The organism is Saccharothrix sp. HUAS TT1, from assembly GCF_040744945.1.
GTDB lineage: Bacteria > Actinomycetota > Actinomycetes > Mycobacteriales > Pseudonocardiaceae > Actinosynnema.
This window is the reverse complement of the sequence record NZ_CP160453.1, coordinates 7,640,427-7,653,992: the sequence shown is the minus strand read 5'-3', so window position 1 is coordinate 7,653,992 and position 13,566 is coordinate 7,640,427. Positions and strand designations below refer to the sequence as shown.

The following is a 13,566-nucleotide window of genomic DNA, read 5'->3' as shown; positions in this document are numbered from 1 at the left end:
GGCCAGTGCGGTAGTCGAACCCACGGAGGCCGATCGTGCTGCTGAGCCACATCCGGAAGGCGCCGGCGTTGTGCGGCGCGGTCGCGTTAGGGGCGGCGCTGGTGCTCGTGCCGTCGGGGACGGCGGTCGCCGAGCCCCTGCGCGTGCTCGGGTACGTCGCCAACAACGGCGGCGGGGTGTCCGTGCTGGACACCGCCACGAACGCGGTCACCACCACGCTCATCGACTCGACCGGCGACTCGCCCTACGGCGTCGGCGTCGCGTTCGACGGCACGCGCGGGTACGTGACGAACGTCCGCGACGACACGCTGACGGTCATCGACACGCCGACCAACACCGTGGACGCGGCGGTGCCGGTCGGCGACGGGCCCGCCGGTGTCGTGGTCTCGCCGTCCGGCGGGCACGTGTACGTGTCGAACTACGCGGCGGGCACGGTGTCGGTGGTGGACGCGGCGACGTTGACCACGACCGAGACCATCCCGGTCGGCGCGAACGCGGACGGCATCGCGATCAGCCCGGACGGCGCGCGGGTGTACGTGGCGCACGACGTGGTCGGCGCGGGCACCGTCTCGGTGGTGGACACCGCGACGAACACCGAGGTCGCGAACATCCCGACCGGCAGCACGCCGACCGCCGTGGCGGTGACGCCGGACGGCGCGAAGCTCGTGGTGGTCAACAAGTTCTCCAACAACGTGGCCGTGGTCGACACCGCGACCAACGCCGTGATCGGCGCCGTGCCGGTGAGCTTCATCCCGCACGGCGTGGCGATCTCGCCGGACGGCGAGCGCGCCTACGTCACCAACAGCGAGGGCCACAGCCTGTCCGTGGTGGACATCCCCGCGCTGGCGCCGGTCGCGCGGATCCCGGTCGGCAACCGGCCGATCAGCGTCGCGCTCACCCCGGACGGCGCGAAGGCGTACGTGACGAACTTCACCAGCGGCACGGTGTCCGTCGTGGACACGGCGTCGCTGGCGGTGGTCGACACCGTGCCGGTGGGCGTCGACCCGGTCGGCATCGCCATCCACGCCGTGCCGCCGGCGTCGACCGAGCTGGTCGCGGGCCACGCCCAGCTGCAGCTGCGCCTGCTCGGGTTCGCCGCGCGGAGCCTGGACGCCACGCTCACGGAGCGGCACACGGGCAAGCCGGTGGTGGGCAAGGCGGTCGAGTTCCGCACGATCAAGGGCCACCCCCTGTGCACCGCCACCACGAACTCGCTCGGCAAGGCGCAGTGCGACGCGAACGTGCCGCTGCTGGTGGGCCTGGCCACCCTGCTCCAGGGCTACACGGCGAGCTACGCGGGCGACACGGCGCACGGCCGTTCGGTGGCGCACGGCCGGAGCAGCCTCGGCCTGCTCTGACCACCGCCGGACGGCCCGTGCGCGGCCACACCGCACGGGCCGTCCGGCTCGGTCGTCAACGCGGGGGGAGCTCGCCGGGGGCGCCGCGGCCGTTGAGCCACCAGGCCACCGCGACCGCGACCACCAGCGACCCGATCGCCGCGGTCACCGCCGTGCCGAAGGCGGCGAACTGGAGCAGCAGGCCGAACGCCACCGACGACACCAGCCGCGCCAACGCCTGCCCCGTCTGCACCACCGCCAGCCCGGACGCCCGCAGCGACTCCGGCACGAGGGCGCTCACCCGCGCGGACAGCACGCCGTCCGTCGCGGCGTAGAACAAGCCGTGCAGCAGCAGCGCGGCCCCGACGCCGACGTACCCCGTCCCGGGCGCGAGCAGCAGCACGTACACCCCGAGCAGCACCACGTGCCCGCCCAGGAACACCGGCCACCGGCCGACCCGGTCGGCCAGCCGACCCACCGGCGCGGCGCCCACCAGGAACACCAGCGCCGTGCCCAGCGGCAGCAGCGGCAGCAGGTGCAGCGGCGCGTCGGTCGCCTTCTGCACCAGGATGAACACGAACGCGTCCGACAGCGTCGCCAGCCCCAGCACCGCCGCGCCCACGGCCAACCGCCGGTAGCCGGCCTCCCGCAGCAGCGCCAACCCCGCCTTCACCGACGGGCGCGGCCCGGCAGGCGCCGGCCCGCGGTTCTCCCGCACGAACGCCACCAGCACGATCAGCCCCACCGCCGCGAAGCACGCGCTGACCACGAACACCGGACCGGCGACCGTGCCGATGTTGTACAGCAGCAGGAACGTCACCAGCGGCCCGAGCAGCGCGCCCACCGTGTCCATGCCGCGGTGCACCCCGAACGCCGCGCCCAGCCGGTCCGGCGGCGTGGCCAGCGAGATCAGCGCGTCGCGCGGCGCGGTGCGCAGGCCCTTTCCCGCGCGGTCGGCCGCCATGGCCGCGCCGATGCCGAACGCCGACGCGCCGACCACCGGGAAGATGAGCTTGGTCACCGCCGACAGCCCGTAACCGACCGCGGCCACCGCCTTGTGCCGGCGCGTCCGGTCCGAGACGTGCCCGCCGACCAGTCGCAGCACCGCCGTCGCCCCGGTGTACAGCCCGTCCAGCACGCCGAACTGCGCGTAGCCCATGTTGAGCGTGAACAGCAGGTAGACCGGCATGAACGCGGTGACCATCTCGGCCGACACGTCGGTCAGCAGGCTCACCGCGCCCAGCGCGACCACCGTGCCGGGGACCTTGCCCCGGACCCGCTCGCCGGGCCGGACGGACGCTACGTACATGCCCCCGATATCGGTCACACGGGGTAACCGTTACCACTTACGGGTTACCTCGTAACGGGGACCACTCCGAACTCGATGACGCGGGTATGCCCGAGATCCCGTTGGCCCGCGTCCGCGTGGGCGCTGTCGACGTGCAAGCCGTCCGCGAGTCCGGCGTCGCCGACCACGTCACCCGGGCGTGGCGCCGGGGCGAGGGCGGTGCGATCGTCACGGCCAACGTGGACATCGTCCGCGCCGCGACCCGCGACCCCGGCCTCGCCGCGCTGATCGCCGAGTCCGAACTGGTCGTCGCCGACGGGATGCCGGTCGTCTGGGCGGGTCGGCTCGCGGGCGTCCCGGTCCCCGAACGGGTCACCGGCTCGTCGCTGGTGTTCACCCTCGCCGCCGCGGCGGCGCGCGAGGACCGCTCGGTCTACCTGCTCGGCGGCGACCCGGGCGTGCCGGAGAAGGCCGCCGGGGTGCTGTCCGACACCTACCCCGGCCTGCGGGTCGCGGGCACGGACTCGCCGCCGTTCGGGTTCGACGCCTCCGCCGACGCGACCGCCGAGACCGTGGCCAGGGTGGTGGAGGCCAAGCCGGACCTGGTCCTGGTCGGCCTCGGCTTCCCCAAGCAGGAGCGGCTGATCCGGCTGCTGCGCGCGGAACTGCCGCAGACCTGGTTCCTCGGCTGCGGCGCCGGCATCCCGATGGCCGCGGGCGAGTTCAAGCGCGCCTCCGGCGTGGTGCAGAAGCTGGGCGCCGAGTGGCTGCACCGCCTCGCGCTCGAACCGCGCCGACTGGCCAAGCGCTACCTGCGCGACGACCTGCCGTTCGCGTTCCGACTGCTCGGGGGCGCGCTGCGCACCCGGTTCCGCCGCCCGACCGCCGACGGCGTCGGCAACCAGACCGGGGAGTAGAAGTGCCGCTTGCCGTCGTCATCGTGACCTACCACAGCGCCGACGTGGTCGAGGACTGCCTCAAGTCCGTCGCCGTCGCGCTGCGGTCCATCCCGGACAGCCGGGTCGTGGTGGTGGACAACGCCTCCACCGACGACACGCTGGCGATCGTCGCCAGGGTGGCCCCGGACGCCCGGATCGTGGCCCGCCCGACCAACGACGGCTTCGCGGCGGGCGTCAACGCCGGGTTCGCCGCCGCCCCGGACTGCGACGTGCTGGTGCTCAACCCGGACGTCCGGCTCGACCCCGACGCTGTCTCGCTGCTGCGCGCCGCGCTGGCGCTGCCCGGCGCCGGTGTCGCGGTGCCCCGGCTGACCGGCGCCGACGGCGCGCCGCAGCCGTCGCTGCGGCGCGCGCCGAACCCGTTGCGGGCACTGGGCGAAGCGCTGCTCGGCGGCAACCGCGCGGGCCGGTTCGCCGCGCTCGGCGAACTGGTGGTCGACCCGCTGCGCTACGAGACGGCGGGCACGGCGGACTGGGCGACCGGCGCGGCGTGGCTGATCTCCCGCGAGGCGCGCGAAGCGGCCGGCGTGCTGGAGGAGCGGTACTTCCTGTACTCCGAGGAGACCGAGTACATGCTGCGCGTGGGTCGGCGCGGCCACGCCGTCCGCTACGAGCCGCGGGCGCGGGCCGTGCACATCGGCGGCGAGCAGTCGACGTCGGCGGTGCTGTGGTCGATGGCCACCACGAACCGGGTGCGGATGGTCCGCGAGCGCGGCGGCCGGGCGGCCGCGTTCGCCATGTGGTGGGCGGTGCTGCTGAACGAGCTGCTGCGCGCGCCGCGCGGGGCCAAGCACCGCCGGGCCGTCGGCGACCTGCTGCGCTGGCGGCGCTGGCCCGCCCGCCCCGGCGCGGACCGGGACGACGAGCCGGGCTGGGTGTGCTTCTCCGCCCAGGACTGGTGGTACCACAACCGGGCGCACTCGGACTTCCAGCTGATGCGGTCGATGGCCGCGCACCGCCGGGTGCTCGTGGTCAACAGCATCGGCATGCGGATGCCCACCCGCGGCAACAGCACGCACGTCGCCCGGCGCATCCTGCGCAAGCTGCGCAGCGTGGCGAAGTTCGTCCGCCGGCCGATGCCCGACTTCTACGTGATGTCGCCGCTGCCGCTGCCGTTCTACGGCTCGCCGCTGCTGCGCCGGGTCAACGCCGTGCTGGTCCGCGCCCAGGTCCGGCTGGTGGCGCTGTTCCTCGGGCTGCGCACCCCGGTGATCATGGTGACGATCCCGACCGCGTGGGACGTGGTCGCGCCGATGCGCCGGCGGAGCCTGGTGTTCAACCGCTCGGACCGGCACTCGGACTTCCCCGAGGCCGACCGCGCGTCCATCGAGGCGTTGGAGAACCGGCTGCTGGCCAACGCCGACCACGTCGTCTACGTCAGCCACGCCCTGATGGACGAGGAGCTGCCGCGCACCGGCGCGCGGGCCCACTTCCTCGACCACGGCGTGGACGTCGACCACTTCACCGCGCGGCCGGAGCACCGGTGGCCGGACGACGTCCGCTCGATCCCCGGCCCCCGGATCGGCTTCTTCGGCGCGCTGGACGACTTCGTGGTCGACTTCGACCTGCTCGAACGCGTCGCCGTCGAGCTGCCCGAGGCGTCCCTGGTGCTGATCGGCGACGCCACCCACCCGATGGAGCGCTTCGACAAGCACCCCAACGTGCACTGGCTGGGCTTCCGCCCCTACGACCTGATCCCGGCCTACGGCTCGGCGTTCGACGTGGCGATCATGCCCTGGCAGGACAACGACTGGATCAAGCGGTCCAACCCGATCAAGCTGAAGGAGTACCTGGCGCTGGGCCTCCCGGTGGTCAGCACCGACTTCGCCGAGCTGGCCGGCTACACCGACCGGGTCCGCGCGGCGACCAGCCACGCCGCCTTCGTCGACGCCGTCCGCGCCACCCTCGCCGACGGCCCCCTGCTGCCCGCCGGCGCCCTCCGCGCCTCTGTGGAACCCCACTCGTGGCAGGCCCGAACCCGGACGCTGCTGGCCCTGACCACCGCGCGCCGGTCCTGAGGAGCCCTCGAATCCGCGACCGCCGCCGAGGTTGCGTCGCTGTGGTCTGCGCCGCGAACCCCGCCGTCCGACCCGAGCGGGGTGGCCGGCCCAACTAGTGTGGGTGTCGTGCAGCCACTGCCCCCGAACGCCCCGTCGCGGATCGGCGACTACACGCTGCTCGCCGCCCTCGGTCGCGGCGCGATGGGCTCGGTCTACCTGGCCCGCTCCCGCGGCGGCCGGCCGATCGCGGTCAAGGTGGCGCGGCCGGAGCTGGCCGACAACCCGGAGTTCCGCGAGCGCTTCCGCCGCGAGGTGGAGATGGCCCGCGCGGTCGGCGGCTTCTGGACCGCCACCGTGGTCGACGCCGACCCGGACGCCGAGCGGCCGTGGATGGCCACCGAGTACATCCCCGGACCGAGCCTCCAGCAGGCCGTGCAGGACCACGGGCCGCTGCCCGAGCGCGCCGTGCGCCGCCTCGCGGGCGGGCTGTCCGAGGCGCTGGTCGCGATCCACGGCGCGGGCCTCGTGCACCGCGACCTCAAGCCGTCCAACGTGCTGCTGGCCGCCGACGGCCCGCGGGTCATCGACTTCGGCATCGCCCGCGCGCTGGAGCACTCGGCGCTGACCGAGGCGGGCATCGTGTTCGGCACCCCCGGCTACCTCTCGCCGGAGCAGGTCGTCGGTCAGCGGATCACCACCCAGAGCGACGTGTTCGCGCTCGGCTCGGTGCTGGTCTACGCCGCCACCGGCGGTGGTCCGTTCGGCGAGGGCGCGACGTCCGCGCTGGTCTACCGCGTGGTCCACCAGGAGCCGGACCTGTCCCGGGTCCCGCCGGGCCTGGTGCCGCTGATCGTGCCGCTCCTGGTCCGGGAACCGGCGAACCGGCCGACGCCCGGCCGGCTGCTGGAGCTGATCGGCCCGCCGTCCGCCGAGCCGTCCTGGCTGCCCGCGGGCGTGCGCACGATGGTCGAGCAGCGGCACACCGAGCTGAGCAAGCTGCCCGCCAAGCCGCCGACCAGGGTCATGGTGGACGACCCGCCGCCCAAGAAGTCGCCGACGCGCATCGCACCCGCACCCGCACCTGCGCCCACTCCCACACCCACGCCCGCGCCGGTGGCCGTCCGGGCCGACCCCCAGCGCAAGGACATCCGCCCGACCGGCGTCCGGTTCCGCAACTCCCGCGCCGTCGGCCTGGGCTGGGCCGGCGCGAACGTGCTCGCCGCCCTGGTCACCGGCCCGCTGGCCGATCAGCAGCTGGGCGCGCCCGGCGCGGTCCGGCTGGCCGCGTTCATCGCGTTCCTGGCGTTCGCGGTGGCCGCGGTCCGGCTGCTCATCGGGGTCGCCCGCCCGGTGCTCACCCTCGACGTCGGCCCGGACGGCATCACGCTGTCCAACGGCGCCGAGTCGAGCCGCCTGCCGTGGTACGCGATCGCCCGGGTCAAGGTCGAGGCGCACCACGCCCGCCCGTGGCTCGTGGTGTGGCTCGTCGGCGCGGCCAAGCCGCCGAAGACCCTGGGCCGCGGCAGCTTCACCCAGCACAAGGGCGGCCTGCGCGTCTACCCGATCTCGCACGAGCGCTACCGCAAGCGCCGCGACCGCGACGTGGTCGAGCTGCGCTCCGCCCTCGCCTGGTACGGCTCCGCCGCCTACGACCCGCGCTGAGCGGTCAGCGACCGCTGAACGTCGCCCGGCCCGGCCCGTCGGTCAGGAACGACTTCACCGCGCCGCGCAGGTCCTCGGTCTCGAACAGCCCGGCGGCGATCGTGGTGATGTGCGCGTTCGCCTCGGCCACGCCGCCGCTCTCGTAGTGCGCCAGCACCCGCTTGGTCGCCGCGTGCGCCACCGTCGGCCCGGCCGCCAGCGCGAGCGTGAACTCCAGCGCCGCGTCGTCGAAGCCCTCGTCCGGCAGCACCCGGTTCACCACGCCCCACCGCTCCAGGGTGGCCGCGTCGTAGCGCTCGCCGGTCATCACGAGCTCCTTGGCCCGGCCCACGCCCGCCCGCGCGGCCAGCCGCTGCGTGCCGCCCATGGTCGGGGTCAGCCCGACGACCTTCTCCACCAGGCCGAACGTCGCCCGCCGCGCCGCCAGCACGATGTCGCACGCGACCGCCACCTCGAACGCCCAGGTCAGGCACAGCCCGTGGGCGGCGAACACGGTCGGGAACGGCAGCGCGGCCAGCCGCTCGGGCAGCTCCAGCATCTGGTCGAACAGCGCCTTGGCCTGCGCGGGCGTCTTCTGCGCGGCGAACAGCCCCACGTCGACCCCGCCGCTGACCACCTTGCCCTCGAAGCGGACCAGCAGGGCCCGCGCCGGTCTGTCCTCCAGGTCCTCGACCGCCGCCTCCAGCAGGTCCTGCAGCTCGGCGGTGAAGAGGTTCAACGGGGGAGCGTCGACGGTGAGCACGGCCAACCCGACCGCGTCCCGCTCGAGGCGCACCTGTTGCTCAGCCACGGGCCGGGACTTTACACGCGTCCGGAATGGCGAAAACGGCGTGTCCGAATGGCCCAGTGCGGGTGAGAATCCGCCAATGAGTTCCTGGTCCGTTCAGCCCGAACGCCTTGACAGCCCGGTCGCGGCAGCCATCGTCCGCACCTACTTGGCCGACATCATCGGCCGCTACTACGGCCGGCCGGCCACCCGGGCGGAGATCGACCTGGCGATCGCCGAGGACCCGACCGACGACCTGGCCCGGTTCTTCGTCGGCCGGTGGGGCGGTGAGGTGCGAGGGTGCGTCGGCTTCCGGCTGGTCGCGCCCCGAACGGCCGAACTGAAGAGGGTGTTCGTCGCGCCGGCGGCCCGCGGCACCGGTGGGGGAGCGGCGCTGCTCGCGGCGGTGGAGGAGGCCGCTGTCTCACTTGGTGTTGCGGCCATTCGCCTCGACACCCGTACTGACCTGGTCGAAGCGCGGGCGCTGTACGCCAGGCACGGCTACCGTGAGGTGCCCGCGTTCAGCGACGACCGCTATGCGGAGCACTGGTTGGAAAAGCGGCTATAGGAGCCATCGGGTTCCCATATCACTGTTGTGATGTGTCTCACTTGACACTGAATAAACGTCACAGTTGAGTATGTGGCGAAAGTCGGCCGCGGAATGAAATGGGGATCAGTCCAGTGGCTTTCGCCGTTGAGTTGACATTTCGTGATGCGCGCCAGGTGCGGAGATCCATTCATCTCGCGCACCGGGAATATTGGCGTCCGCTGGCCGAGCAGGGCGTGCTCGTCGGGACCGGCCCCTGGGCCGACGGTTCCGGTGTGCTGCTCATCGTTCAGGTGCCCGATGACGCCGCGGCCCGGGACCTGGTGCGCGGTGACCCGTACGTGCGATCGCAGTCGATCGCGGAGGTGCGCATACGCCAGTGGCACGTGCTGCTGGGTGTGCCGGAAGGTGAGCGCGTGCCGGGCATCGTCCGGCCGCGCGACGGGCAGAGCGCCGAGGCGCGCTCGCGCGAGCCGTTGACGCCGCACGAGCACCGGATCGCGCTGATGATGTTGGAGGGGATGACGAACCGGCAGATCGCCGAGCACTTCTCGGTGTCGACCCGGGCCGTCGAGCTCCACATCACCCGCATCTACCGCAAGCTCGACATCGGCAGGCGGGCGCAGCTCGCCGCGGCGATGCCGTGGGGCCAGCGCTCGTACCTGTAAGCGCGCGTACCGGTCGTGACGTGGCGCCGAGGGGACCCCGGTCCCCTCGGCGCCTTCACGCCCGCAGGTCGGCCCGCGACGCCACGCCGAGCTTGCGCAGCACCCGCGCCACGTGCTGCTCGACCGTGCGCGGCGACAGGAACAGCACGTCGGCGATCTCCCGGTTCGTCCGGCCCCCGGCCAGCAGCCGCGCCACGTCCTGCTCGCGCGGCGACAACGCGTTGCCGTACCCGCGCCGCCCGCGCCGCGACGGCGTCACCACCCCCGCGCCGCGCACCAGGTGCCGGCACCGCGCCGCGTCCCGGCTCGCGCCCAGCGCGTCGAACCGCGCCGCGACCTCGCCCAGCGCCACCGCCGCGCCCTCGTCACCGCCGTCCAGCGCCACCAGCGCGATCCGCTCGGACAACGTCGCCGAGCAGTACCGCAACCCGAGGTCGTCGGCCGCCCGCCGGGCCTCCCGCAGCAGGGGCGCGGCGTCGTCCCGGTGGGCGTGCAGCGCGATCAGCGCCCGGCACACCCGCAGCCCCACGTGCGCCAGCGGCGCGTCCCGGTCCACCAGCCCCGCGTCGAACTCCTCCACCAGCTCTGCCGCGTCCTCGACCCGCCCGGCCGCGCAGAACGCGTCCACCGCGGCGGGCGCCAGCTCGCCCAGCCACGCCCACACCCCCTTGCGCCGGGCCAGCGCCAGCCCGCGATCGGCCTCGGCGCACGCCCGCGCCGGGTCGCCGCGCTCGAACCACAGCCTGGTCAGCGCGGCGAACCCGGCCAGCGCCACCGGCGTGATCGAGTTCTCCACCGACCGCACGCCGCTCTCCGCCAGGTGCCGCTCGGCCGCGTCCCAGTCGCCCCGCGCCACCGCCAGGCAGCCCAGCACCAGGCTGATCTCGGCCGCGACCGGCAGCATCTCGCGGTACTCCTCCAGCAGCCGCGTGCCGCGGTCGGCCAACGAGGCCCAGTCGCCGGTGTGCCAGTCCAGGTGGATGCGGGTGGACTGGCCGGTGCCCTCGGTGAACGGCACGCCCGCGCCGACGGTGAGCCGCAGCCCCCGGTCGAGGAAGTCGCGGGCCAGGTCGAAGTGGCCGACCAGGGCGAACGCGTCGGCCAGGTTGCAGTGCGCCCGCGCCAGGTGCCGCCGGACCTCCAGGTCGGTGGCGGTGTCGGGCAACCGGTCCAGCTCGGCCATCACGGTGTGGTCGCCGACGCACATCCGGGTGCCCAGCTGGTTGGCCAGCAGCGCGAACCGCACCTCCTCGTCCTCGCACGACGCGATGAACCCCTCCACCTCGCGCATCCAGCGCAGGTGCTCGGCCAGCGGCGTGGCCCCGACGAACGGCTGCGCCAGCACGGCCCGCGCGCGCATCGCCAGGTCCGGGCGCTCGGCCAGCTCGGCGATGGCGTGCTCGATGGCGCCCCGGCCGTGCTGCGGCCCGTCGAACTGGCGGATCAGCAGGAAGCCGAGGTTCAACCGCACCTCGCCGCGCGCGGCCGTGGACAGCCGGTGGTCGTTGAGCAGGCGTTCCAGCGTGGCCCGCGGGTCGTGCTGGTCGAGCCCGCCGCGGGCGACCCGGCCCAGCTTCACCGCGAGCCGGTCCACGTCGGCGGGCGTGAGGGACGCCTCGTCCAGCAGTCGCTGGTAGAGGTGCGTGGCGGTGGACGGGTCGCCGACCTCCAGCGCCCGGTCGGCGGCGGCCTCGCCGTGCCGCAGCCAGTCGGCGAGCCGCCCGGCGCGCCGGCTGTGCTCGGCCAGCTGCATGAACGGCCGCGGCGCGGCGTGGTCGAGGACGTCGAGCGCGCGCAGGTGCAGCCGTTGCCGCTCGGGGCCGGTGAGCGTGTCGTAGACGGCCTGCTGGGCCAGCGCGTGGCGGAAGCCGTAGCGCACGTCGGGGGTCTCGTGCAGCACGCCGCTGTGCAGCGCGTGGGTGAGCGCGGCCCTCGCCCGCTCGGGCGCGACCGCGCCGACCTCGGCCAGCAGCTGCTCGGTGGCCGGCACGCCGAGCACGGCCGCGGCCTGGGCGATGCGCCGCCCGGTGGCCGGCAACCGGGTCAGGCGCTCGGCCATCGCGTCCCGCAGCAGGGCCGGCGCCTCGACCTCGTCCAGCAGCCGCCAGTCCGGGTGCCGCAGCGCCCGCAGCACCTCCTCGACCACGAACGGGATGCCCGCCGTCCGCTCGTGCAGCCGGGCGGCGAACTCGGCGGGCACCGCGTCCACGTCCAGGATCGCGGCGGTGAGGTCGTGCACCTGGCCGACGTCCAGCGGACCCAGTTCGACCAGCGCCGACGCCACCCCGGCGGGCGGGCGGTAGGCGCTGCCCAGCGGCATGCCGCCGGGCGCGTCCTCGCGGCGGTAGGTGACCAGCGTGGTCAGGTTCGGCGGCGGGTCGGCCATCAGGAAGCGCAGCAGGTGCCGGCAGCCGTCGTCGGCCCAGTGCAGGTCCTCCACCACCAGCAGGACCGGCCCGAGCACGGACAGCAGCTCGCGCACCGCGCGGAACAGGTGGTGCCGCTCGTGCCGCGGGTCGTCCGGGCGTTCGGGCGGGTCGGGCAGGCGGTCGGCGATCTCGGGCAGCAACGGCCGCAACACCCCGGTCACGGGGGTCAGTGACACCCGATCCAGGTAAGCGCCGACGTTGCGCAACGCGTCCAGCACCGCGCCGTACGGGAACGGCTCGCGCAGCGGCTGGCAGAACCCGGTGAGCACGCGCAGCGGTCCCAGCTCGGGCCTGCCGAGCAGTTCGCGCACCAACCGGCTCTTGCCGACCCCGGACTCACCCGCCACCAGCACCACCGACGGCTGGGCCGCCACGGCGGCCAGCAACGCGGCCAGCTCCTCGCCCCGGCCCACCAGGACGGGGGAACTGGTTCGCGGTGGCGTCATGCGCACTCCAGGCAGTCCGGGAGATCGACCGGCCCCTGTATTAGAACCCGAATCGTTCGGTGAAAGTACCCCCGCGCGTTGGGGCTGTTCGGGTGGCGAAGGCGGCGGACGAGTGTGGAACTGCACCGAAAAAGGTTACCGACCGTGCGGTATGTCACAGGATTAGGCGATCCGGGTGACCTCTGCCAATACTCCTTACCGGTCGGTAACGTGAGCGTTTGGAGATCCGTTGATGCGCGAGTTCTTCGTCGGAACCGCCTTGCTCGCCGCGTTCGGCTTGGTCGCGGCCGGCTGCGGCGCGGAGGAGCGGGCGCCGGTCAGGACGGGCCCCGGCGTCACCGACGACACGATCTCGCTCGGCGTGCTGACCGACATGACCGGCCCGTTCTCGGCGACGTCGCTGATCCGGATCAAGGGCTACGAGCTGTTCCTGAGCGAGCTGAACGAGCGCGGCGGCATCTGCGGGCGCAAGGTCGAGCTGGAGCAGGCCGACCACGGCTACGACGTCGACCGGGCGCTGCAGGCGTACTTCGACCTGGAACCGCGGGTGCTCGGGTTCATGGACGTCACCGGCGCGCCGATGACCGAGGCCATCGAGCCGGACCTGATGCAGACCCGGGCCATCGCCGCGCCCGCGTCCTGGTCGGCGGCGCTGCTCGGCAACCCGCACATGATGGTCGTCGGCACCACGTACGACCTCGACGTGATCAACGGCCTGGACCACCTCAAGCGGTCCGGTGTGATCGGTGCGGGCGACACCATCGGGCACGTCCACGTCGACAGCGACTACGGCCTCAACGCCCTGGAGGGCAGCACGTTCGCCGCCGAGCAGTGGGGGATGCGGCTGGTCGCGAAGGCCGTGCCGGAGACCGCCGACGTGGCCGCGCAGGTGGGCGAGCTGAAGGCGGCGGGCGCGAAGGCGGTGTTCCTCAGCACGTCCCCGCAGCAGACAGCCATCGCCGTCGCCACCGCCGAGCGGCTGGGCTGGGACGTGCCGTTCCTGGTCAACGCGGTCGCGTACGACCCGCTGATCCTGGAGTCGCCCGCGGCGGCGGCCGTGGTGGAGCGGGTGCGGGTGGTGTCGCCGATCGCGCCGTTCGCCACCGACCTGCCGGGGCCGCGCGCGGTGGCCGAGGCGTTCAGCCGGAAGTACCCGGACCTGGAGCCGACCGGTTCGGTGGACCACGGCTACGTGATCGGGGTGGCGTTCGCGGCGGTGCTGGAGAAGGCGTGCGCCGAGCGCGACCTGACCCGTGACGGCGTGCTGCGGGCGTTCCAGGACACCAACGAGGTCGACACCGGCAGCCTGACCGGGAAGCTGCGGTTCTCCCTGGTCGGGCGACCGTCGGCGACGCAGTCCTACATCGCCGTGCCGGACCCGTCGACGCCCGGCGGGCTGGCCGTCGTCGCCAACCTGTTCGAGTCGGAGCTGGTCAAGCTCAAGGGCACCCGCGCCAGGTAGTT

General features: G+C 73.8%; 10 protein-coding genes. 7 read left to right on the top strand and 3 right to left on the bottom strand.

The features are described 5' to 3' along the window. Positions 1-35 precede the first annotated feature (35 nt). Positions 36-1,358, top strand: a complete 1,323-nt coding sequence (locus AB0F89_RS33515; RefSeq protein WP_367129871.1) for a cytochrome D1 domain-containing protein — start codon at positions 36-38, stop codon at positions 1,356-1,358. 55 nt (positions 1,359-1,413) lie between these two features. On the opposite strand, the gene AB0F89_RS33510 is transcribed toward AB0F89_RS33515, so the two are convergent. Next, positions 1,414-2,646, bottom strand: a complete 1,233-nt coding sequence (locus AB0F89_RS33510) for an MFS transporter (protein WP_367129869.1) — start codon at positions 2,644-2,646, stop codon at positions 1,414-1,416. Between the two features lie 86 nt (positions 2,647-2,732). Here AB0F89_RS33510 and AB0F89_RS33505 point away from each other — a divergent pair, with 86 nt between their 5' ends. The 3 genes from AB0F89_RS33505 to AB0F89_RS33495 all read left to right on the top strand — a co-directional run bounded on the left by AB0F89_RS33505 (position 2,733) and on the right by AB0F89_RS33495 (position 7,246). Further along, complete coding sequence (locus tag AB0F89_RS33505) at positions 2,733-3,542, top strand: WecB/TagA/CpsF family glycosyltransferase (protein ID WP_367129867.1); 810 nt, start codon at positions 2,733-2,735, stop codon at positions 3,540-3,542. 2 nt (positions 3,543-3,544) lie between these two features. Continuing rightward, positions 3,545-5,602: a glycosyltransferase gene (locus AB0F89_RS33500; protein WP_367129865.1), complete on the top strand. Its 2,058-nt coding sequence runs from the start codon at positions 3,545-3,547 to the stop codon at positions 5,600-5,602. Between the two features lie 108 nt (positions 5,603-5,710). Then, on the top strand, positions 5,711-7,246 hold the full coding sequence (locus AB0F89_RS33495) for a serine/threonine-protein kinase (RefSeq protein WP_367129863.1): 1,536 nt from the start codon (positions 5,711-5,713) through the stop codon (positions 7,244-7,246). A gap of 4 nt (positions 7,247-7,250) precedes the next feature. Here the strand turns inward: AB0F89_RS33495 and AB0F89_RS33490 are convergent, their stop codons facing one another. After that, positions 7,251-8,036 carry an enoyl-CoA hydratase/isomerase family protein gene (locus AB0F89_RS33490; RefSeq protein WP_367129861.1) on the bottom strand — a complete coding sequence of 262 codons (786 nt, stop codon included), beginning with the start codon at positions 8,034-8,036 and terminating at the stop codon, positions 7,251-7,253. A 76-nt stretch (positions 8,037-8,112) separates the two neighbouring features. Between AB0F89_RS33490 and AB0F89_RS33485 the strand changes: the two genes are divergently transcribed. Together AB0F89_RS33485 and AB0F89_RS33480 are read left to right on the top strand one after the other, a co-directional pair. Beyond that, entirely contained in the window at positions 8,113-8,580 is a 468-nt protein-coding gene (locus AB0F89_RS33485; RefSeq protein WP_367129859.1) for a GNAT family N-acetyltransferase, read from the top strand. A 113-nt stretch (positions 8,581-8,693) separates the two neighbouring features. Further along, on the top strand, positions 8,694-9,227 hold the full coding sequence (locus AB0F89_RS33480; protein WP_236594835.1) for a LuxR C-terminal-related transcriptional regulator: 534 nt from the start codon (positions 8,694-8,696) through the stop codon (positions 9,225-9,227). A 55-nt stretch (positions 9,228-9,282) separates the two neighbouring features. Here AB0F89_RS33480 and AB0F89_RS33475 read toward each other — a convergent pair whose 3' ends face one another. Next, positions 9,283-12,102 carry an AAA family ATPase gene (locus tag AB0F89_RS33475; RefSeq protein WP_367129857.1) on the bottom strand — a complete coding sequence of 940 codons (2,820 nt, stop codon included), beginning with the start codon at positions 12,100-12,102 and terminating at the stop codon, positions 9,283-9,285. A 232-nt stretch (positions 12,103-12,334) separates the two neighbouring features. On the opposite strand from AB0F89_RS33475, the gene AB0F89_RS33470 reads away from it, so the two are divergent. Beyond that, positions 12,335-13,564, top strand: a complete 1,230-nt coding sequence (locus AB0F89_RS33470; RefSeq protein ID WP_367129855.1) for an ABC transporter substrate-binding protein — start codon at positions 12,335-12,337, stop codon at positions 13,562-13,564. Positions 13,565-13,566: the final 2 nt, after the last annotated feature.